The following is a 21,001-nucleotide window of genomic DNA, read 5'->3' on the forward strand; positions in this document are numbered from 1 at the left end:
ATGGCCCGTATTTTTGTCTGCCAGGACGATGCGTTGTCCGACGGCGAAGCGATCAAGGTGGACGGCCCGTCCGCCGCGATCGCGGTATTCAAGGTGAACGGCGAGCTTTTCGCGCTGAACGACCGCTGCTCGCACGGCAACGCTTCGATGTCCGAAGGGTATATCGAAGACGATGGCACCGTTGAGTGTCCGCTGCATGCCGCGCGTTTTTGCCTGAAGACGGGCGCGGCGCTGTGTCAGCCTGCAACCGAAGCACTCAAGACTTTCCCTGTCACGCTCGTCGATGGCGCGGTTTTTGTCGACGTTCCGGAGGCCGCGTAATGAACTGGCTCGATAACGAAGTGGCGTTGATAACGGGCGGCGGATCGGGACTCGGACTCGCACTCGTCGAGCGCTTTCTCGAAGAAGGCGCGCGCGTGGCGGTGCTCGAACGCTCGGCGGACAAGGTCGCCGCGCTGCGCGAACGCTTCGGCGCGCAACGTGTGGTCGCCGTGCAGGGCGACGTCACCTCGTATGCCGACAACGAACGCGCGGTAAGCGCCGCCGTCGATGCGTTCGGCAAGCTCGATACCTTCATCGGCAACGCGGCGATCTGGGATCACGCTTCGAGCCTCGTCGATCTCTCGCCTGAGCAACTCGACAGCGGATACGAAGAGCTTTTCTCGATCAACGTGAAGGGCTATCTGCTCGGCGCGAAAGCGGCCGCTCGCGCGCTCATTGCGAGCGAAGGCAGCATGATCTTCACGCTATCGAATTCGTCGTTCTATCCGGGCGGCGGCGGTCCGCTATACACGGCGAGCAAGCATGCGGCCGTCGGCATCATCCGGCAACTGGCCTATGAACTTGCGCCCAAGGTGCGCGTGAACGGCGTCGGCCCTTGCGGCATGGCGAGCGATTTACGCGGCCCCGTTTCGCTCGGCCAGCAGGACCTGCGCATCATGGACTCGCGTTCGCCCGAAGCAATTGCGAGCATCCTGCCGCTGCAGTTCTTTCCGCAGCCTGCGGAATTCACAGGGCCTTATGTGATGCTCGCTTCGCGCGCGAATAATCGCGTGTTGAGCGGCGTGATGATCAATGCGGACGCCGGTCTCGGCATTCGCGGCATTCGTCACGCGGCGGGTGGACTCAATCTGTAACGGGAACGCATCATGAACGCTTCGACTATCGTCATCGTCGGCGCGGGTCAGGCAGGCGCGCTCGCCGCCGCCGAACTGCGCCAGCAAGGCTACGCGGGCCGCGTCGTGCTGATCGGCGAGGAAGCGCACGCGCCTTATGAGCGGCCACCGCTTTCGAAGGACGTGTTGCTCCAGCCGCAAACCGCGCGCTGCGCGATTCACGCCGAAGACTACTACGCGGACCAGAACATCGAGTTGAAGCTCGGTGTGGCCGTCACCGCGCTCGACGCACAGGCGCGCATCGTCACGCTCGCGAACGGAGAATCGATCGCCTTCGACGACTTGCTGCTCGCCACGGGCGCTCGCGTGCGCCGGTTGCCGATGCTCGATGCACTCGGCGAGAGCGTCTACACGCTGCGCACGCTACAGGACGCTCAACGCCTTGTTCCCGTGCTGCAAACGGGCAAACGCGTGCTGCTGGTGGGCGCAGGCGTGATCGGTCTCGAACTCGCTTCGAGCGCGATCGATCTCGGCGCGGACGTCACCGTCATCGAACAGGCATCGCGCGCGATGGCGCGTTGCGCGCCGCCGCTGCTCACCGAGCCTCTGTGCGAGGTGCATCGCGCGCGGGGCGTGACGCTGCATCTGGGCTCGCCACTCGCGTCGGCCATGCGCGAAGGCAACGAAATCGTGCTGACGCTCGAAAACGGCACCAGCATTACCGGCGACGCGGTGATCTACGGCATCGGCGTCGAGCCCGACACCACGCTTGCGCGAGCAGCGGGCCTGCACCTGGACAACGGCATCGTGATCGACGCGCAGTGCCGCACCTCGCACCCGCACATCTACGCAGCGGGCGACGCCGCCAGCCAGTGGGATGCGGCAAGCGGCCGCCACCAGCGCCGCGAGACGTGGGAGAACGCGAACCGCCAGGCGCAAACGGCGGCGCGCGCGATGCTCGGCCTCGCACCCGAAGCGCTTGAAGCGGATTGGTTCTGGACCGATCAATGCGGCCTGAACATCCAGTTCGCCGGCGACATGGCCGCGCCTGAATGGCTCGCGCGCGGCAAGCTGGAAGCGCCGCCCTGCGTGCTGTTCGGTCTCGATGACGAAGGCGCGCTCGTGGGCGCGATCACGGTGAATCAGGGCCGCGACATGCGCAGCGCCAAGGCGTTGATCGGCAAACGCGCGCGTATTGCCCGCGAAATGCTCGTCGATCCCGCGCAGAACCTGCGCAATCTGGCGCGGGAATTTGCATAGGCGCGTGCCCGAAAAAACCGCGTTTCACCCGATTCGAGAAAAGCGCTTGCAACCGCGCGCGAGTGTCTCTATAATTCGCGCCTCGACAGGCTCGTAGCTCAGTTGGTTAGAGCACCACCTTGACATGGTGGGGGTCGTTGGTTCGAATCCAATCGAGCCTACCAACGAACATAGAAGCGAACATGCAGTAAAAGCTGTACCTTGCAGCATCTTGTGAATGACGCATTCCCTCGCGGGTCTGCGTCATTTTCTTTTGGCGCGTGCTAATCACACTCGCAGCTATCCATAGCGCGCCACCACACGCATAGCTTCGCAGAAATCGTCAGTTCTTCTCGCCGCGCAACGCTGCTTGAATGGGCGTTCCACGTCCAGCCGAGGAGACTTTCGATGTCCGACGTTCAAACGCAGCGCCCCGCCGTTTCCGTTCCGTCTGCGCATCTGCATTCCGCCACGGAGCAACACGCCGAGACCACGCTCGACCTCCATCAGGTCGCGGGCCGCATTGGCGCGCGCATCGACGGCGTGCGACTTCACGCCGATCTCGACAGCGCCACGTTCAACGCCATCAACGCCGCTCTGCTGCGTCACAAGGTGCTGTTCTTCCGCGGCCAGCAGCATCTCGACGACGCCTCGCAGGAAGCCTTCGCGCGGCGCTTCGGCGAGACGGTTGCGCACCCCACGGTGCCCTCGGTGGAAGGCGGCAGCCTGCTGGAACTGGATTCGCTGCACGGCGCGCGCGCCAACTCGTGGCACACCGACGTCACTTTCGTCGACGCCTACCCGAAAGTTTCGATCCTGCGCGCCGTGGTGATTCCGCCATTTGGCGGCGACACGGTGTGGGCCAACACGGCCGCCGCGTATGCGCAACTGCCCGAGCCGCTGCGCGCGCTCGCCGACACGCTCTGGGCGCTGCACACGAATGCCTACGATTACGCGTCCACGCACGCGAACGCCGACAGCACGCAGCTCAAGCGTTACCGCGAAGTCTTCACGTCGAAGCTCTACGAGACCGAGCACCCCGTGGTGCGCGTGCATCCGGAAACGGGCGAACGCACGCTCGTGCTCGGCCACTTCGTGCAGCGGCTAAAGGGCCTTTCATCGTTCGATTCGGCGCATCTGCTGCAAGTGTTCCACGAGCATGTCACGCGACTCGAAAACACGGTGCGCTGGAGCTGGCAGGCGGGCGACGTCGCGATCTGGGACAACCGCGCGACGCAGCACTACGCGATCAACGACTACGGCGACGCGCGACGCATCGTGCGACGCGCGACGGTGCGCGGCGAAGTGCCGGTGAGTATCGACGGACGCACGAGCGTGGTCGTGCGCGAGGAAGGCGCGACGCTGCAGTAAGCGCAGGCCTGTCAGTCTTCCTGATCAGCGGCCCGGCGCAAAGGCGTCACCATCGATCGGCAGTTCGCGCTCCGCCAGCAAATCGGCGAGGAGTTGCGCGCTGCCTAGCGCGAGCGTGAAGCCGAGCGCGCCGTGCCCCGTGTTGAGCCACAGGTTGCGAAAGTGCGTGGCGCCGATCACGGGCTTGCTGTCCGGCGTGGCGGGACGCATGCCGGTCCACGTCTGAATGGCGTCGTAGTCGCCGGCGTTGGGGAAGGTCTCGCGCGCCTGGCGCGTGAGCAGCGCGATGCGGGCGTCGTCGGCGTGCGGGTTCATGCCCGTGAGGTCGACCATGCCCGCAATGCGCAGGCGCTCGCCAAGCGGCGCGTAGACGACCTTGTGATGCGCATCCGTGACCGAGACGCGCGGCGCGCCCTGCGCGTTCGCGCTCGGGAGCGTGAGGCTATAGCCCTTGAGCGGATAGATGGGCACGTGCACGCCGAGCGAGGCAAGCATCGGCTGACTCTGGAAACCCAGGCACACCACGAAAGCGTCGGCTTCGATGTCCCCTTGCGAAGTTTGCGCGGCGAGCACGCGCAAACCTTTCGTTCGTAGTCCGGAGAACTCGGTGGCGAGTTGCAGATTCACACCGTCGCGCTGCGCCGCGTGGGCGAGGCCGCGCGTGAACTGATCGCAGTCGGCGGCCTCTTCGCCTGGCGTGTGGATGCCGCCCACGATCTCGCCGCCGATATGTGCAAGCGCCGGTTCGAGCGCCACACATGCCGCGCCGTCGAGCGCGTGCTGCACGCAGCCCAGTTCCGCCTGGTACTGCGCCTGGCGGCGCGCGCCGTCGAAGCCTTCCTGATCGCGATACACCACGAGTTTGCCGTTGCGCACGTAATCGAATGAAAGCGCTTCGCGCCCGGCCACTTCGTGCATGAGACGCTGGCTCAGAAAACCGAGCCCGAGCAGTTCAGCCGTGGTCGCACGGCTGCGCGCGCGCGTGCAGGCGCGCAGGAATGCGGCGCACCAGCGCCATTGGTGAGGATCGAGCCGGGGCACGAAACGCAGTGCGGCGTCGCGCGACAACAGCCATTGGGGCAGCTTGGGGAGCACCGAAGGGTCGGCGAGCGGCGCAACGTAGCTGTAGCTGAGCTGGCCGCCATTGGCGTGGCTCGTTTCGCGCGCCACGTCGGCATGGCGTTCGACGAGCGTGACCTCGTGTCCATCGCGGGCGAGCGCATACGCCGTGCTCACGCCAATCACTCCACCGCCCAAAACGCAAACTCGCATGATCCGTTGTTCTCTTTCGCTGACGGCCAAACCCTGACGGCCTATGCCGCCAGTCTCGCCGGGAACGATGGGGAACTCAATTGCGATTTGCGCGCGGGGTATAACTTCAGGTTAAAGCGTAAAGCGGACGAAAGTTGTCCTTGCAACGGCAAGGACAACCCATCACGGCAGGGCTCAGGCCAGCGCCGGAGTGCTCCCACGCGCTGCGCGCGCGTCCGCCGGAGCGGCATGTGCCGTTCGCGCGGCCACCTGCCCCGCGCCACCCAGATTGAACACGGCCACGGCCGCGCGCAGCAAATCGGCCTGCGATTCGAGCGACTGCGCCGCCGCCGCCGCTTCCTCCACGAGTGCCGCGTTGCGCTGCGTGACCTCGTCGATCTGCGCAATCGCGCGGTTCACCTGTTCGATGCCGTCGCTCTGCTCGTGCGTCGCGGTCTCGATCTCGCTCATGATCCCGCTCACGCGCGCCACCGCACTGCGCGCATCGTCCATGGTGCGGCGCGCGTCTTCCACGAGGCGCGCGCCCGCGCTGACGGTCGCCGCCGAGGCCGCGATCAGTTCCTTGATCTCCTTGGCCGCCGTGCCCGAGCGCTGCGCGAGGCTGCGCACCTCGCTCGCCACGACCGCGAATCCACGCCCCTGCTCGCCCGCGCGCGCCGCCTCCACCGCCGCATTGAGCGCGAGGATGTTGGTCTGGAACGCGATGCCTTCGATGATGCCGGTGATCTCCTCCACCTTCTGCGACGAGGCCGTGATGTCGCTCATCGTCGCGTTCACGCGTGCCACCACTTCGGCGCCGCGCGTGACGGTTGCGAGCGCGGTCTGGGCGAGTCCGCTCGCTTCCTTCGCGCCGTCCGTGTTCTGGCGCACCGCGGCCGAAAGCTCCTCGATGCTCGCCGCCGTTTCTTCGAGCGCCGCCGCCTGCTGCGCCGTGCGGTCCGAGAGATCGACGTTGCCAGACGCAATCTGCTTCGCGCCCTGCGTGATTTCGTGCGTGCTGCCACGCACGCGCGAGACAGTGCCCACCAGGCCGTCGCGCATGGTCTGCAGCGCGCTCAGCAGTTGGCCCATTTCGTTCTTCGAGCGCACCCGCACGTCCACAGTGAGATCGCCCGCGGCGATGCGCTCGAAGTGCCGAATCGCATGGTTCACCGGCTTGACCACGGCGGCGGCGAGCCCCACGCGCGCAATCACGCCAATCGCCACGCCGACCACGCCGATCAGGCCGAACACGATGAGCGAAACGCGAAAGCGCTGCGCAGCGGTGTCGGCATCCTGCTGCTGGCGCGCGGTCTGCCAGTCCTCGAGCGCTTCGATCGCCTTCGCGTAGGCGCCGTAATAGCGGTCGGCGGTTTCGCCCTGGATCGTGCGGAAGGTGTTGAAGTCGTTATCGACGAGCGACTTGTACTCCGGCTCGAGTGCCTGCGAGACAAGCGCCTCGCGCGCGCTGCTCACGGCCTGGGCCAGGCGCGCCTCTTCGGGGTCGTCGAACGGGCCGGCGCTGTAGAGCGCGAACTCCTTGTTCGAATTCACGAGCACCTGGTGCGCCTTGTCGAGCAAGCCGTCCGTGGCCTTGCCGACGCTGAAGAGCGTCTCGTAGCCGCCGAGCGCGAGGCGCACCTGGAGCAGGCGCTCGGAACTGGTCTTGAGGGCGTCGAGCGCCTGCGCGCCGCGCTGGGCGTCGTGCAGGCTGTCGTTGGTGATCTTGAGCGCGCCATACGACACGCCGATCACCGTCAGCAGAAACGCGACGAAGATACCGATAACGAGCGTTAGCCCACGGCGAATGGTGATGTTTCCCAGCATGAGGTCTCCGTTGCGTTTTTATCCTTCCAGCCGATGCGAATCTACGCGGCCCGACGCGCCTTCGCACCTCGTCTCGCCTAACGGCAGATGAAGCACGGCGCTGGATAGGGGAAATCCATGATGCCCGCAGGGCTACGTGCGGTTTGGCGGGGCTTCGTCCCAATGGGTGGGAAAAGCCCGTCTGAAAAGGGTTCGCGGCGATTTCTCGCGACTCGGCGCGGGCCACGGGAAGTCGGCTTGCGGGCTCTGTCAGACCAATTCGCGATTCGTGCTATCGTTTTGCCTTCCCCGATTGTTTTTCCTGGCCGCTTTGACGCGCGGCCCCGCTCCCATGTCCGACCTCTCCACGCCGCTCGCGCGCGCGCCGCGCCGACTCGACTCCATCAATCCCAAGCCGCTCGGCATCGCGCTCGTGCTCGTCGCGCTCGGCGCGATGTATCTCGCGCAGGCCGTGAGCGCGCGTCAGGCGGCGCTCTACGTGGTCGGCGCATTGCTCGGCATGACGCTCTATCACGCGGCGTTCGGCTTCACTTCCGCGTGGCGTGTTTTCATCGCCGACGGACGCGGCGCCGGCCTGCGCGCGCAGATGCTCATGCTCGCCATTGGCGTGCTGCTGTTCTTCCCGGCGCTAGCGGCAGGAACGCTCTTCGGCCATCCGGTCACGGGCCTCGTTTCGCCCGCGGGCACTTCGGTCATCGTCGGCGCGTTCATGTTCGGCGTCGGCATGCAACTGGGCGGCGGCTGCGCCTCGGGCACGCTCTATACCGTCGGCGGCGGCAGCACGCGCATGGTCGTGACACTCATCGCCTTTATCGTGGGCTCGGTGGTCGCCACGGCGCACATGCCCTTCTGGACGTCGATGCCGCAATTGAAGCCGTTCTCATTCGTGAACGCGCTCGGCGCCGCGCCCGCCATTGCGCTCAACCTCGTGGTGTTCGCGCTCATCGCCGGGCTCACCGTGGTCGTCGAAAAGCGCCGCCACGGCCGCCTCGTCAACGAGCCGCGCGCGCCGCACACGTCGCCGTGGCTGCATGGCCCGTGGCCTCTGCTAGCCGGTGCGGTCGCGCTCGCGCTCCTCAATTTCGCGACGCTCGCGCTCTCGGGCAGGCCCTGGGGCGTGACCTCGGCGTTCGCGCTGTGGGGCGCCAAAGGTTTCGCTTCACTCGGCATCGACGTGGCGAGCTGGAAGTACTGGATGGCCGGCCCGAACGCCGCCGCGCTCGCCGCCCCGGCGAGCCACGATGTCACCACCGTCATGGACATCGGCATCGTGCTCGGCGCAATGGCCGCGGCGTCGCTCGCGGGCCGCTACGCGCCGGTGTGGCGCATCCCGCTGCGCTCGCTCGTGGCGGCCGTGATCGGCGGCCTGCTGCTCGGCTATGGCGCTCGTCTCGCTTACGGCTGCAACATCGGCGCGTATTTCAGCGGCATCGTCTCGGGTAGCCTGCACGGCTGGCTGTGGCTCGTCTGCGCGTTCGCGGGCAATGTACTTGGCACGAAGCTGCGCCCCTTGTTCGGCCTCGAAGTCGAGCGCGTGAAGCATACGGGTTGCTGAAACGGCGTGCGGCTGCGCCGGTTCCAGCCGCTCAGAAACGACAAAGGGCAAGGCTTGATGCCTTGCCCTTTTACATGATCCGGCGCTTTTTACCGGAGCGTGCCTCATCAGATATTCAGACGCGTGACCTTGGTGCCCGCCAGCGAGACGTCGGCCATCAGACCCGCGTTGGTCAGCACGAAGGCTTCAACCGGGTGCGTGGCCGTGTTGGTGTCGATCACGCCGTTCGCGCCCACGGTCACGAGCGCGACCGAAGCGTCGGCGCCCGCTGCCCAGCCATCCGTCGCGCGGAATTTGTCGAGCGAGTCCTGCGTCATGAAGGCGAAGATGAGCGCCTTCGACTGCGCGCCGGCCTGCAGGCCGAACGAGCCCGACGCGGTGCTGTAGTAGCCGACAGTCGCGCCACCCACGCGCAACGCGCCCTCGCCATACTGCGCGCCGACGATGAAGCCGGCCTGCAGCACCTCGGGGAACACCAGCACGCCGCGCGACTTCGCGAGGAGTTCGTGCGAGCCCTTCACGGTCGAAAACAGCCGCGAGAGGGTGCCGTCCACAGACGCGTCGATCGACTGCCGCTTGGACATATTCTGCGACGCGGTGGAATTCGTATTCGTGGTGGTGGTACAGCCTGCGAGCGTGAGACCGCCCGAGGCAAGGGTCACCGCCGCCGTTAGCATGAAGTTGCGTCGTTGCATTTGGTTATCTCCACACGAATGAGAGTGCGGTGAAGATCGAGCAAACCGCATGCCCAACCTCTCCGCTTCCGTTGGCCAAAGCCCGCTTCGGGCGACAGCCACGTCGCCGTGGCTGGATTGTGCCCGAATTTCGTGTGGAGCATCTGTCAGAGAACAACGTCAGCAATCATGCCGCCCGGCGGACGGCGAATCGCCCCTCAGGGTTTGGTGGCCTGCCAGGACGAGTCGGGATCGAATGCCTTGATCGCCGCTGCCGTATGTGCGCCATTCGGTCCGAGGTTCTTCTGATAGAGCTGGCCGTCCTGGTTGATGATGAAGCTCATCACACCTGTTTTGCCGTACTGCGCCGGCCAGGCCACGAGCGCGAAACCGCCGCTCAGATCCCCATTCTCGAGATAGCTGCGAGCGCCGCCGCTAGCGTGCGACCCCTGTGCGGTGAGAATGCGGAAGTGATAGCCGTGATACCCGTCCTTCGGCGTGATCTTCGTGTTGCCCGGCATGGCTGCCGCGAGCGGTCCGAGCGGACTTTCGGTCTCGCCGGGCTCGACCGGCCAGTACAAACCGTCGTGCGTGCCCGGCGTGCTCAGGAGGCGCTGCGCGTAGTGCTGCGTGAGCTTGCGATAGTCGTTCTGCGCGTCGACATAGGCGAGCGACGTAAGCATGGCCGCACGCTCGTTGCGGCCAATGCGGCGCGTGAGAATTTCGCTCGCGCCTTCACGCGGGTCGAACTGCCAGCCCTTGCCCGACTGCACGATAGGGATGGGCAGCGTCCAGCCGCTTTCGCCCACCTCGACGTGAGCGCTCGCCTTGCCAGCAACAGGCGTGGCGTCGGGCACGACACGATGGCCCTTCGCCCAGGCGCCAAGGTAGTCGTCGACATCGTCACGACCGATGTTCTGTGTGGGGATGAACGTGGCGAAATCGTTGCCGAGCACATGCTTCATGGCGCCCTGGTCGTTGGTCGCGAGTGCGTCGGTGAACGCGTTCGCGGCAGCTTCGGGCGTGGCGTAGACGGCTTGCGCGTAGGCGGCGCCACCGAACTCAGCCGGCAGCAGCGCGGGAGCGCCAAAGAACGCGAGTGCCGTGCCGAGCGCGAGCGCGTAGTCGTGCGGCAGGCGGCGTGCGGGAATGCGGATCATTTCTAGACTCCTCATGATATTCAACGTTATCGACGGCCGAAGTGACGTCCGCCACCACCGCCACCGCCGCCGCCATGGAAGCCGCCACCACCGCCGCCACCGTTGAAGCCGCCACCGCCACCGTGGCTCTGGAACGCGTCGCGGCTTTGCTGGCCGCGTTGTTGTTCGAGGCGCGCATTGGAGCCATCGCCAGCACCGCGTAACGCGTTGTCGCGATTCATGTTCTCTGCACGGTTGTTGAGATCGTTGCCGCGGTTCGCGTTTTGTGCACCGTTCTGCCCGCGGTTATTCAGCTCGTTGCCACGGTTTGCGTTTTGCGCGCCGTTCTGCCCGCGGTTGTTGAGTTCGTTGCCGCGATTGCCGTTCGGCCCGTTGCCGCCGTTGGCATTCGGCCGGCCGCCTTCCTGGATGCCTTGCAATCTCTGTTGAGCATTGCCGCTCATGTTTTCGCCAGTGCGGTTCTGCAAGGTCTGCATGGCCTGCGCGCGCGACTGGTCATAGCCGCGGTACTGGTTGTGCTGGGCGTTCAGGTTCGCGTTGTTGAAATTCTGGCGGCGCTCGACATTGGCGTTGCGATTCCAGTTCGCCGTGCCGTTGGTCGAGTTGATGCGGTTATTGACGTTGATGTTGTTATAGCGATTGACGTTGATATTCACGTCATGGTTGTTCCAGTTGACGCCGCCCCACAACGAGTTCGCGACCGCGATGCCCGCACCGAACGCAAGCCCGCCCACGAAGCCCGATGCAATGGCGTAACCCGGAGGCGGCGGCATATACACGGGCGGATAGGCCGGATACGGCCACGCGCCATAGACCACCGTGGGGTTATAGGTCGGCACATAGACCACCTGCGGATTCGCAGGCTCGATCACGATGGTCTGCGTGGTCGACGTGCTCGACGCCGGCTGGACCACGACCTTCTGCTGCTCGTTGGACTTGAGGTTGCCCGCCTTCTGCGCCTGCACGCGCAGGCGCTGCACAGAATCCATCACATCGTTGGGCTGCGCGAGAAACGCGTTGCCGATCTGCTGAACCCACTCGGGCTTCGAAGCCATGGTTTCGAGCACCTGCGGGAACGCCACGAGCGACTGCACGCTCGGGTCCCAAGGCTCGGAAGCCACGGCCTTCACCGCGTCGTCGCCCTTGAGGTTCGGGTTGGACTTCGTCCATGCGGCGGCGGCGGACACGTCTTGCGGGAACGTGGCGGCCATGAGCACCTGCGCGAGCAATGCGTCGGGATAGAGCGCGATCGGCGCGGTGAGTGAATCGAGCTGCTGGCTCGAAAGATGCGCCGCGTTTTGCGCGAGCGCGGCAGTGGGCCCAAGCGGCCCCACGAAAAGCGGCGCGCCCGCGAGTGTGGCGCACACGAGCCAGGCAAGGCGCTGGCTTGCACCGGATGTTTTCACGTTATGGTCCTCCCGGTTACGAACAACGGTTCTAATACGCGCAGGGATCGAACGTTCGCAAACCGCTAGCGATCGTCACAGTCTCGAAGCCGCTACGACGTGGCTACAAAAAATAAAGGGGCGAGACACACAGTGTCAACGTAAGAAGTGTTGCAACACTACGTTTAAGCGACGTGCATCAACGAGACTGAAAACTACGTTGACCGTAACGATAGCGTGAATGCCGATCAGACCGCGTTGGAGTGCGATTGCGACTCGTTTGCACGCAAATGCATACGTACAAAACCCACATGCTCGCGCAGCACGTAAAACGCATCGGCGTACGCGAGCGGCATGCGCAGCGTGTTGAGCGAGCGTTCGATTTCGTCGAGTTCCTCGACCAGTGCACGCCGCTCTTCTTCGTTCGTATGCTTGAGCGCGTCGCGCTCGATCGCGATGAGCGCGCCGTAATAGCGATAAATGCGCGAACGCACGCGCCAGCGATACATCGCCGGTATCGTGCGCAATGCGGGGATCACGAGCACGGCCAATGGCAGCAGAAGCACCAGCAAGCGGTCCGTCACGCTTGCAAGCCAGAACGGCAGCGCGCGATAGAGAAAGCTCTTGCCCGATTTGTAATAGCGCGTGGCGTCCTCGCTCACGCGGAAGTCGTGCACCGCCGGGCTCGGAAACTGGCCTTCGCTCTGCAGCAGTCCAGGCGCGCCGTTCACCTCGCCCGCCGCTTCGATGAGCAGATCGGATAGCGCAGGATGCAGCGTGTCGCGTGCTACGAGTTCGACGGTCGGGCCGATCAGGTGCACCGTTTCGCGCGGCTGGCGCCGGCGCAAATCGAGCACGCCAGGCGGCAGGTCGACGTTCTCCAGGTACGGAAAGAGCCGCGTATACGCAGCCGCTTCGTCGAAGCTCATGACCGAGATGCCGGGGATGTCGAGCAGGCGCAGCATCAGCCCACGCGTGGTCGAGTCACCGCTCAACATGGCGGCCTCGACGCGGCCGGAGACGAGCGCCGTGGCCGCGTCCATGCCGTCGAGCGGCAGGAATGTCGAGTCGCCGCCCGGGTCGATGCCATTCGCTGAGAGCAGCTTGAGCGCAAGCTCGCGCGTGCCGCTACCCACGCGGCCAATGGCGATGCGCATGCCGTCGAGGTCCGAGAGCCGTGTGAGGCCCGAGCCGCGATAGAACACGACGATAGGCAGATAGGCCACGCTGCCGAGCGACATGAGCGAACGCGTGTCTACGCCATCGGCCACGCCGCCCTGCACGAACGCGAGGTCCACGCGTTGCTTCGGATCGAGCAAGCGCAGCAGGTTCTGCACCGAGCCGTCCGATTCGAGGATCTTGAGCGTGACGCCGTTGCGCGCGAGGATCGCGCGGTAGGCTTGCGCCATCTGCATGAAGGAGCTGTCGGCGGGGCCCGCGCTGATCGTGAGCGTGCGCGGCGGCGCCGGGTCGACGAGCCAGAGGACAAGACCGACGACCACCGCGCAGAACAGGGCCACGGGCAGCGTCGTCAGCGCAATATCGCGCCAGGCTGGATGTGCGTGGTCACGCAGAAAGTTGGGTGGCGGCGGTCGATATCGTCTCATGAGAACCCGGCGGCAAAGCGTCAGACTCCTGCAATTCTCATGATGCCATTTTCGCGCCAGATCTGATCGCTGGCGTGGCCGCCTTGCCTGTAGGGCTTACGTAACGCGTGCTTGCGTAAGCGTCGTGTCAGCCCGCTGCGGCCTTCGTGAGTGCAAACAATTCGGTGCGCAGCGCCTTCGCGCGGTCGCGCTTCATGTGCTGCTCGAACTCGGCCTGCGCGTCGAGCCACAAAGCATGCGCCTTGTCGTAGCGGCGCAAGCCCGCAGCCGATAGCCGGTAGACCAGGGTGCGCGTGTCGTGTTCGGCCGCCGCCGTGAGAACGAGGCCATCGCGCTGCAATGGCTTCAACGCGCGCACGAGCGTCGTGCGGTCCATCACGAGGTCGTCGGAGAGTTCGGCGGCCGTGGCGTCGGGCCGACCCGCGAGGCGCGAGAGGATGGTGAACTGCGCGGCCGTCAGGTCAGCCTGCGAGAGGTGGCGCTCATAAAGCTGCGTGACGAAACGCGCCGCCTGCCGCAGCGCAAAACAGTTGCATTCCTCGCGTGTGATCCGCTTCGTCATCGTGTTCCCCGCCTGTATCCCAGTCCAATTCGCCTCACGTGGCCCGGCCATCATACTTTCTCGAGCGCGAGCGCGATACCCTGGCCGCCGCCGATGCAAAGCGTCACGACGCCGCGACGCAGCCCGTCGCGCTGCATCGACCATGCGAGGCGTGTGGTGAGAATCGCGCCCGTCGCGCCGATTGGGTGGCCATGCGCGATCGCGCCGCCTTCCACGTTCACGATGTCCTCGGGAATGCCGAGCTGCCTCATGACCGCGAGCGGCACCGCCGCGAATGCCTCGTTGATCTCGAAGCGATCGACATCGGCAAGCGACCAGCCCGCGCGCCCCAACGCGAGTTGCACGGCGGGCACGGGGCCAAGGCCGAACATGCCAGGCTCCACCGCCGCCACGCCCCACGCCACGAGCTTCACCATCGGCGACAGCCCCTCGCTTTCAGCGAAGCCGCGCTCGGCCACGAGCATCGCGCTCGCCGCGCTGTTCAGGCCGGGCGCGTTGCCCGCCGTGATCGTGCCGTCAGGACGAAACGCGGGGCGCAGCTTCGCAAGCCCTTCCAGCGTCGTGTCGGGGCGCGGCGCTTCGTCGGTATCGATGCGCTCCACGCCCTTCTTGCCCTTCACTTCGACCGCGGCGATTTCTTCCTTGAAGCGTCCCGCTGCTTGTGCGGCGGCAAAGCGCTGCTGCGAACGCACAGCCCACTTGTCCTGCTCCGCGCGCGTGAGCGCGGACTGCGTCACGAGGTCTTCCGTATGCCAACCCGAATGCTGGCCCGAAAACGCATCGACGAGACCATCGCGCAGCATGCTGTCGTGAATCTCGGCATTGCCCATGCGATAGCCCCAGCGGCCGCCGTCCAGCAGATAAGGCGCGCGGTCCATATTCTCCATGCCGCCCGCGAGCGCGACGTCGGCGAGACCCAGCATCACCTCCTGCGCGGCGCTCGCAATGGCTTGCGCGCCCGACCCGCACACGCGATTGACCGTGAGCGCGGGCACCTGGACCGGCACGCCGCCGCCAAGTTCAGCCTGACGCGCGGGATTCATCTTGTTGCCCGCCTGGATCACGTTGCCGAGCACCACGGACCCAAGCCGCGCGGGATCGAGCTTCGCGCGCGCGAGCGTTTCGCGCACGGCCGCCGCGCCTAGCTCCGTGGCCGCAACGCCCTTGAACGCACCGTTAAAACCGCCAATTGCCGTACGCACCGGCTGGCACAAAACGATCTCGCGCGAATTCAGCTTGCTCATGGACAACTCTCCTTTCGTATGCGCTGTTCCACATACATTCTATGTATGCATATGCACAGTTTCAAATGCTTTTCTGGAACATGCGCTCGCGTGCGCTGGCACGATTGATGTCGTGTCAAGCGCACGCGGGGTGGGTAAAACCGTTTCCGTTACGTTACGGCGCGGCCGGGAAATCCAGCGTCGTGTCGTTGATGCGGTTCACGAGGTTCGTGAACGTAATCGACGTCACTGCCAGCGAAATTTCCACGATCTGACGCTCGGTATAACCGGCTTCGCGAATCGCGCTCACTTCCGCTTCGGGCAGCGTGCCGTGCGTGGTCACGAGCAGGCGAACGAAGTGCACGAGCGCGTCGCGCTTCGCGTCGCCGGTCGCATCGCCTGCGCGCACCGCCTTCATCGTTTCCGGCGCGAGGCCTGCGAACTTGCCCGCCAGCGTGTGCGCCGCAAGACAGTAATCACAACCCGCCACTTCGCTCACTGCGAGCTTGATCGCTTCGACGTCGGGCTTCGACAGCGTGCCGGCGGCGATCACGGCCTCGACGTTGAGCAGCGCGCCCAGCGCTTCGGGGCTATGCGTGCCGATCGTGGCGTATGCGTTGGGCACCTTGCCCACCGCCTTGCGGATCTTCGCAAAGATTTCGGCGGCGGCGCCGGTGGCGGCTTCAGGCTTGATGGCGGAAAGACGGGACATGTTTTGCTCCTTTAACGTTGCATGGTCGCGAGCGGGTGTCTGTGTCGCGTTGCCATCGTCGATGGCATGGATGCAGTGTATGCGCGCACCGTCGCGCTTTTAATGCCAGAATGGCGCGACTTCATGCTCAATCGTCTCACTCGCCCACCATGGATCTGCTGAGCCGCCTTCTCGCGCTGATGCCCGTTGCCGGCCGCCTCGACGTGCGCTGCCATTTCGGCGCGCCCTGGCGCATCGATGAGCCGGGGGCGAAGGAGCGCGAGATCCGCTATCACGTGCTGGTTGCCGGGCGCGCCATCGTCGAGGACGCGCACGGCGCCCCCGTCGCACTCCATGCGGGCGACATCGTGCTGTTTCCCTCGGGCAGCGCGCACGTGCTGCACGATGGCAGCGGCACGGCGCCCGCCGCCGTCGCGACACGCATGGAAAACGGCGTGACCGTCGAAACGAATGCGGGCAATGGCGCCACCGCCGACGTGTTGTGCGGCCGCTTCCTGCTGCCAGCCGTGCCGCAGCGCCTGCTGCGGGAGAATCTGCCCGCGCGGCTCGTCGTGCACAGCGCGCGCGATGGCGCGCAGCCGCCCGAGCGTCTCGTGCGCCTGATCGCGCTGTTGCGCGATGAAGCCTATGAGGCGGCGCCGGGCAGCGAGTCGCTCGTGAACCATCTTTCGGGCGCGCTCTTCGGGCTCACGCTGCGCTATGCCAGCGCCGGCGACGCCCCGCCGCGCGGCCTGCTCGCGCTCGCGCAGCGCCCTCGTCTGCAACCCGCCATCGACGCCATGTTCGAAGCGCCCGGCAAGCCCTGGACGCTGCCCGAGCTGGCCGAGCTTTGCCACATGTCGCGCGCGACTTTTGCGCGGCACTTCGACGAGGCCATCGGCCGCTCGGCCGCCGACGTGCTCACCGATATCCGCATGACGCTCGCGGGCCGCATGCTCGCGCAAGGCAACGAGAGCGTCGCGGAGATCGGCGAATTCGTGGGCTACCAGTCGGACGCCGCTTTCCAGCGCGGCTTCAAGCGCCACGTGGGCATGACACCCGCGCAGTGGCGCTCGCTTGCGCGCGAGACGGGTTCCAGCGCTTAAGCTCGAGGCCATGGCTGCGTCCTCGCCTTTTAGCCGCCGTGCGCGGGCGTTTCCTGCGCGAGCACCACGTCGCCGCTCTGGCTCCATCCGCCGCCGAGCGACCGGTAGAGCGCCACCGCCGCGAGCGCGCGCTCGCGCTGCGCGTCGTTGAGCAGGTCCTGATCGGCGAGCAAGGTCTGCTGCGCGCTCAGCACGTCGAGAAAGTCCGCGGCGCCGCCCTTGTAAAGCTGGTTGGCAAGCTTGAGCGACTGCGCCGACGAAGCCAGCGCGTCGTTCAACTGCTGTGTCTGGCTTGCTGTGCTCACGAGATCGCTGCGGCTATCTTCCACTTCGCGCAAAGCCTGCAGCATGGTCTGCTGCAGATCCAGCTGCGACTCGCGCATGCGGCTCTCGCTCTGATCGATGTCGGCCGTGATGCGCCCCGCGTTGAAGATCGGGCTCGTCGCACCGATCGCCGCGCTAAAGAGATTGTCGGTGAGCGTGGGCATGCCGAGGTAGGACGCCGCGAGAATGCCGTCCGTGAGATTGAGCGTGAACTTCGGATAGCGCTCGGCGCGTGCCACACCCACCTCCGCCGCGCGCTGCTGCACGGTGGCGTAAGCGGCCTGTACGTCGGGGCGGCGCAGCAGGGCTTCGGAAGGCAGCATCTGCGGCACGCTCGCGGGCACGCCAGGAATGGGCGCCGTCTGCGCCAGGGCGAGCTGCGCCACGGACTCCGGCGTGCGCCCCGTGTACACCGCGATCAGATTCAACTGATGATCGATGCTGGCCTGCGCGCGCGGAATGCGTGCTTGCAGTTCGCTTAGCTGCGTTTGCGCGCGCGCTACGTCGAGTTGCGTGGAAAGGCCGTATTTCAGGCGGTCTTGCGTGAGGAGCAAGGTGCGCTTGCGAATCTCCAGGTTGTCCTGAAGGATCCTCAGCTCTGCCTGCGCGTAGCGCAGATCGACATACGCCGACGCCGTATTCGCCGCCAGCGCGAGACGCACGGCATCGAGCGCATGCTTCTGGCCCACGAGGTTCGCTTGCGCCGCGAGCAGATCGAGCCGCTCGCCGCCGAATACGTCGGGCGACCAGCTCAGCGCGAGACCCGCACCCGCCTGCTTCACGTAGCCGAGCGGCGGCGGCGTGTTCTGCCGCGTATAAGCGCCGTGCGCAGTGAAGTCGAGTTGCGGCAGCAGCGCCGCGTGCTTTTGCGTGGTGATCGCTTGCGCCTGCTTCACTCGCTCGGCGGCCGCCTGCAAATCGAGGTTGCCCTCGAGCACCGTGGCGAGCAGCGCGTCGAGCGTCGGATCGCCGAACTGCGCCCACCAGGCGCGCGCTTCGATGGCATCCTGCGGCGCGTCGATACGCCATGCCACAGGCGCCGTTTCGTGCACCGTGGCGGGCAGGTCGGGATGCTGCGCCGGCTGCACCGCGCAAGCGGCGAGTACGGCCGCAGAAAGCAGGGAGAGCACGAGGCGCATGGGCTTCGATGAGCGCTCAGGGGTTGTCGGGGTTTGCATGAAGCACCTCAATGGGCGTCGGGCGGCGGGGCGCCATTCGAAATCGGCTCCGAGAACGCCACGCTCGCAATGGCGAACAGGAAGCAAAGCGAGAGCACGAAGAACGTATCGGAGAACGTCATCACGAGCGCCTCGCGCAGAACCAGTGCGTGCAGTTGTGCGAGCCCGGCTTCGGCGGCATCGATTGCATTGCCCGCCACGGACGACCAGTACACAGTGCGGCCCGCCAGCAGCAATTGCACCTGCGGCGCGCCGCCAGTCACGCTCTCGTTAAGCCGCAGATAGTGGAAGTTGAGCCGGTCGTTGAGCATCGTCGCGCTTACGGCAATGCCGATAGCGCCGCCCAGATTACGCATGAGATTGAAGAGGCCGCTCGCCGACTTCAGCCGCGAAGGCGGCAGCGAGCCGAGCGACATGGTGACGATGGGCGGAATCGCGAATTGCTGGCCAATGCCGCGCAGCGCCTGCGGCAGGAGGAACTGCTGCCATCCCCAGTCGTGCGTGAGCGGCACATACAGATAGCAGCCAAGGCCGAAGAAGATCAGCCCGAACAGCATCAGCGCGCGCATGCTGAAATAGCGCGTAGCGTAGGCATAAGCGCCAAGCGCAAGCAACTGGAACACCCCCACCGAAAGCAGCGACAAGCCGATTTGCAGCGAGCTGTAGCCGCGCACTTCCGCGAGAAAGAGCGGCGTGAGATACACCGCCACGAAAATGCCGATGCCCGTGACAAAGGAGAGCAGACTGCCAATACCGAAGTTGCGCACGAGCAGCGCGCGCAGATCGACGATCGGGTCCTTCGCCGTGAGCGCATGCACGATGAAAAGAAAGCCGCAGATCGCCGAGATCCACGTACAGGCAACGATCACGTCGTCGCCGAACCAGTTCTTGCGCGGGCCTTCTTCGAGCACGTATTCGAGGCAGCCGAGAAAGCCGCACATGAGCACGATGCCGAGATAGTCGCCACGTTTGAGAAGCGAAAGATCGGCCTTGTCGATGTTCACGTACTTGGGCACCAGCGCCGCCACCGCAATGCCCGGCACAAGGTTCAGATAGAAGAGCCAATGCCACGACCATTGATCGGTGATCCAGCCGCCAATCACGGGCCCGAGCGTGGGTGCGAGCGAAGCGAGCGCGCCGATGGTTGTGGAAGCAACGATGCGCTGCTTGCCGGGAAAGAGCACGAAGGCCGTGGTGAACACTGTCGGGATCATCGCCGCGCCGAGCGCGCCTTGCAGGCCGCGAAACAAGATCATCGAATTGATGTCCCAGGCGAGGCCGCACAGCATGCTCGTGATGGTGAAGCCCACCGCGGAGGCCACGAAGAGCCAGCGCGTGGAGAACACCTTCGAGAGCCAGCCCGACATGGGGATCACCATGATCTCGGCAATCAGATAGGCCGTTTGCACCCACGAAAGCTCGTCCTGGCTCGCGGAAAGTCCGCCGCCGATATCGCGCAGCGACGAAGCGACGATCTGGATGTCGAGCGTGGCCATGAAGAAGCCGATGCACATCAGCGCGAAGGCGAAGGCGCGTTGCGCCATCGGCTGGAGATGCGGATTGACCGTCGGGTCGGCGCTGCTAGTGGCGTTCATCGCTGCGGCCCCTTCAATGCGCTTCGGAGAGATGCACCTTCACGGTCGCCGAAAGACCGGGCCGCAGCGCGCCTTCCAGGCCCGCCGGCGTCGTGGCGTCGATGCGGATGCGCACCGGCACACGCTGCACGATCTTCGTGAAGTTGCCCGTGGCGTTCTCGGGCGGCAGCACGCTGAAGGTCGCGCCCGTGGCGGGCGCGAGGCTTTCCACGGTGCCGTGCAGCGTACCGCTGGCTGCGTCGAGCGCCACGTCGGCGCGATCGCCCGCGTGCATCTTCTTCAGCTGGTCTTCCTTGAAGTTCGCGTCCACCCACAAACCCGTAGCTGGCACCACGGTTAGCAGCGGCGCGCCCACGTTCGCAAGCGTGCCCACGCGCGCTGTGCGGTTGCCGATGTAGCCGTCCACAGGCGCGGTCAGCGTCGTGTATTCAACGTTCAGTTGTGCCAGGCGCTGGTTGGCTTCGGCGGTTGTGACATGCGCTTGTGCGTCGTTGATCTGCGCAGCGAGCACATCGAGCTGACGTTGCGCCGCCAGCACCGCCGCACCGCTTTGCGCAACCGATGCCTGAGCCTTCGCGTAGTCGGAATCCGCACGCTCGACGAGCTGGCTCGATACCGCATCGTCCTTCACCAGCTCGCGGTAGCGCGTCTGGTCCTGACCGCTGCGCGTGAGTTCCGCATTCGAAGCGCGCACTTCGGCCTGATGCTGGTTGATCACCGCTTCCTGCAACGTGCGCCTCGCCTGCAATTCGTCGACGGCGGCGCGCGCGCTCGCCAGTTCCGCGTTGGCCTGGGCGAGCTTCGCGTCGTAGTCGCGCGAGTCGAGGCGCAGCAGCACCTGGCCCGCGTGCACGCGCTGGTTGTCCTGCACGGGAATGTCCGAGACGAAGCCGCTCACACGCGGCGCCATCACGGTGACGTTGCCGCCCACGTAGGCGTCGTCGGTGGTCTCGACGAAGCGCAGCACGAAGAACCAGTAGCCGGCGGCAGCCGCCAGCACGAGAGCGACCGCGCCTAGCGCGAGACGCATGCGCGAGATGCGCGTACGCTCGCTCGCCTGCGCCGGCTCGACCGCGACGGGAGTGGAAGGACTCGACATGACGTTTACCTGTGCATATACACTACTGAAGATGAAAAA

The 21,001-nt window shown here is 65.6% G+C and carries 18 protein-coding genes and 1 tRNA gene; 7 read left to right on the forward strand and 12 right to left on the reverse strand.

From position 1 onward, the window contains the following. The 5 genes from hcaC to L0U83_RS23260 all read left to right on the forward strand — a co-directional run bounded on the left by hcaC (window position 1) and on the right by L0U83_RS23260 (window position 3,725). Window positions 1-321, forward strand: a complete 321-nt coding sequence (hcaC, locus tag L0U83_RS23240; RefSeq protein ID WP_233886437.1) for a 3-phenylpropionate/cinnamic acid dioxygenase ferredoxin subunit — start codon at window positions 1-3, stop codon at window positions 319-321. After that, window positions 321-1,136 carry a 3-phenylpropionate-dihydrodiol/cinnamic acid-dihydrodiol dehydrogenase gene (hcaB, locus tag L0U83_RS23245; protein ID WP_233886438.1) on the forward strand — a complete coding sequence of 272 codons (816 nt, stop codon included), beginning with the start codon at window positions 321-323 and terminating at the stop codon, window positions 1,134-1,136. The genes hcaC and hcaB overlap by 1 nt, the downstream gene beginning before the upstream one ends. Window positions 1,137-1,148: 12 nt before the next feature. After that, on the forward strand, window positions 1,149-2,375 hold the full coding sequence (hcaD, locus tag L0U83_RS23250; RefSeq protein WP_233886439.1) for a 3-phenylpropionate/cinnamic acid dioxygenase ferredoxin--NAD(+) reductase subunit: 1,227 nt from the start codon (window positions 1,149-1,151) through the stop codon (window positions 2,373-2,375). An 87-nt stretch (window positions 2,376-2,462) separates the two neighbouring features. Then, window positions 2,463-2,539 (forward strand) — tRNA-Val (locus tag L0U83_RS23255). A 223-nt stretch (window positions 2,540-2,762) separates the two neighbouring features. After that, a complete protein-coding gene (locus tag L0U83_RS23260) occupies window positions 2,763-3,725 on the forward strand; it encodes a TauD/TfdA dioxygenase family protein (protein WP_233886440.1) in 963 nt (320 codons plus the stop codon). 24 nt (window positions 3,726-3,749) lie between these two features. Here L0U83_RS23260 and L0U83_RS23265 read toward each other — a convergent pair whose 3' ends face one another. Beyond that, window positions 3,750-4,997, reverse strand: a complete 1,248-nt coding sequence (locus tag L0U83_RS23265; protein WP_233886441.1) for a D-amino acid dehydrogenase — start codon at window positions 4,995-4,997, stop codon at window positions 3,750-3,752. Between the two features lie 174 nt (window positions 4,998-5,171). Next, window positions 5,172-6,803 (reverse strand): methyl-accepting chemotaxis protein, encoded by a 1,632-nt coding sequence (locus L0U83_RS23270; protein ID WP_233886442.1) that lies wholly within the window; start codon window positions 6,801-6,803, stop codon window positions 5,172-5,174. Between the two features lie 331 nt (window positions 6,804-7,134). On the opposite strand from L0U83_RS23270, the gene L0U83_RS23275 reads away from it, so the two are divergent. After that, complete coding sequence (locus L0U83_RS23275) at window positions 7,135-8,358, forward strand: YeeE/YedE family protein (protein WP_233886443.1); 1,224 nt, start codon at window positions 7,135-7,137, stop codon at window positions 8,356-8,358. Between the two features lie 107 nt (window positions 8,359-8,465). Here the strand turns inward: L0U83_RS23275 and L0U83_RS23280 are convergent, their stop codons facing one another. From L0U83_RS23280 to L0U83_RS23310, 7 genes are all read right to left on the reverse strand, one after another. After that, a complete protein-coding gene (locus tag L0U83_RS23280) occupies window positions 8,466-9,053 on the reverse strand; it encodes a BPSL1445 family SYLF domain-containing lipoprotein (protein ID WP_233886444.1) in 588 nt (195 codons plus the stop codon). Between the two features lie 197 nt (window positions 9,054-9,250). After that, entirely contained in the window at window positions 9,251-10,192 is a 942-nt protein-coding gene (locus L0U83_RS23285) for a DUF2950 domain-containing protein (RefSeq protein WP_233886445.1), read from the reverse strand. A 26-nt stretch (window positions 10,193-10,218) separates the two neighbouring features. Continuing rightward, window positions 10,219-11,598 carry a DUF3300 domain-containing protein gene (locus L0U83_RS23290; protein ID WP_233886446.1) on the reverse strand — a complete coding sequence of 460 codons (1,380 nt, stop codon included), beginning with the start codon at window positions 11,596-11,598 and terminating at the stop codon, window positions 10,219-10,221. 227 nt (window positions 11,599-11,825) lie between these two features. Further along, window positions 11,826-13,184: a TAXI family TRAP transporter solute-binding subunit gene (locus L0U83_RS23295; RefSeq protein WP_233886447.1), complete on the reverse strand. Its 1,359-nt coding sequence runs from the start codon at window positions 13,182-13,184 to the stop codon at window positions 11,826-11,828. A gap of 127 nt (window positions 13,185-13,311) precedes the next feature. After that, the gene (locus L0U83_RS23300) at window positions 13,312-13,746 is read right to left on the reverse strand and encodes a MarR family winged helix-turn-helix transcriptional regulator (RefSeq protein ID WP_233886448.1); all 435 of its coding nucleotides are present in this window, start codon (window positions 13,744-13,746) and stop codon (window positions 13,312-13,314) included. A 50-nt stretch (window positions 13,747-13,796) separates the two neighbouring features. Further along, window positions 13,797-14,990 (reverse strand): thiolase family protein, encoded by a 1,194-nt coding sequence (locus L0U83_RS23305; RefSeq protein ID WP_373321085.1) that lies wholly within the window; start codon window positions 14,988-14,990, stop codon window positions 13,797-13,799. A gap of 154 nt (window positions 14,991-15,144) precedes the next feature. Beyond that, on the reverse strand, window positions 15,145-15,681 hold the full coding sequence (locus tag L0U83_RS23310; RefSeq protein WP_233886449.1) for a carboxymuconolactone decarboxylase family protein: 537 nt from the start codon (window positions 15,679-15,681) through the stop codon (window positions 15,145-15,147). Window positions 15,682-15,830: 149 nt separating this feature from the next. On the opposite strand from L0U83_RS23310, the gene L0U83_RS23315 reads away from it, so the two are divergent. Then, window positions 15,831-16,766, forward strand: a complete 936-nt coding sequence (locus tag L0U83_RS23315) for an AraC family transcriptional regulator (protein WP_233886450.1) — start codon at window positions 15,831-15,833, stop codon at window positions 16,764-16,766. Window positions 16,767-16,795: 29 nt separating this feature from the next. Here L0U83_RS23315 and L0U83_RS23320 read toward each other — a convergent pair whose 3' ends face one another. Genes L0U83_RS23320 through L0U83_RS23330 form a run of 3 tightly spaced genes read right to left on the reverse strand, consistent with a single transcriptional unit; the run spans window position 16,796 to window position 20,962 of the window. Then, a complete protein-coding gene (locus L0U83_RS23320; RefSeq protein WP_373321102.1) occupies window positions 16,796-18,229 on the reverse strand; it encodes an efflux transporter outer membrane subunit in 1,434 nt (477 codons plus the stop codon). A 47-nt stretch (window positions 18,230-18,276) separates the two neighbouring features. Beyond that, window positions 18,277-19,863, reverse strand: coding sequence for a DHA2 family efflux MFS transporter permease subunit (locus tag L0U83_RS23325; protein WP_373321086.1), 1,587 nt, complete (start codon window positions 19,861-19,863; stop codon window positions 18,277-18,279). Window positions 19,864-19,876: 13 nt separating this feature from the next. Then, the gene (locus L0U83_RS23330; protein WP_233886452.1) at window positions 19,877-20,962 is read right to left on the reverse strand and encodes an HlyD family secretion protein; all 1,086 of its coding nucleotides are present in this window, start codon (window positions 20,960-20,962) and stop codon (window positions 19,877-19,879) included. Between the last annotated feature and the right edge of the window lie 39 nt (window positions 20,963-21,001).

The sequence above is a fragment of the Paraburkholderia flagellata genome (genome assembly GCF_021390645.1).
GTDB lineage: Bacteria > Pseudomonadota > Gammaproteobacteria > Burkholderiales > Burkholderiaceae > Paraburkholderia > Paraburkholderia flagellata.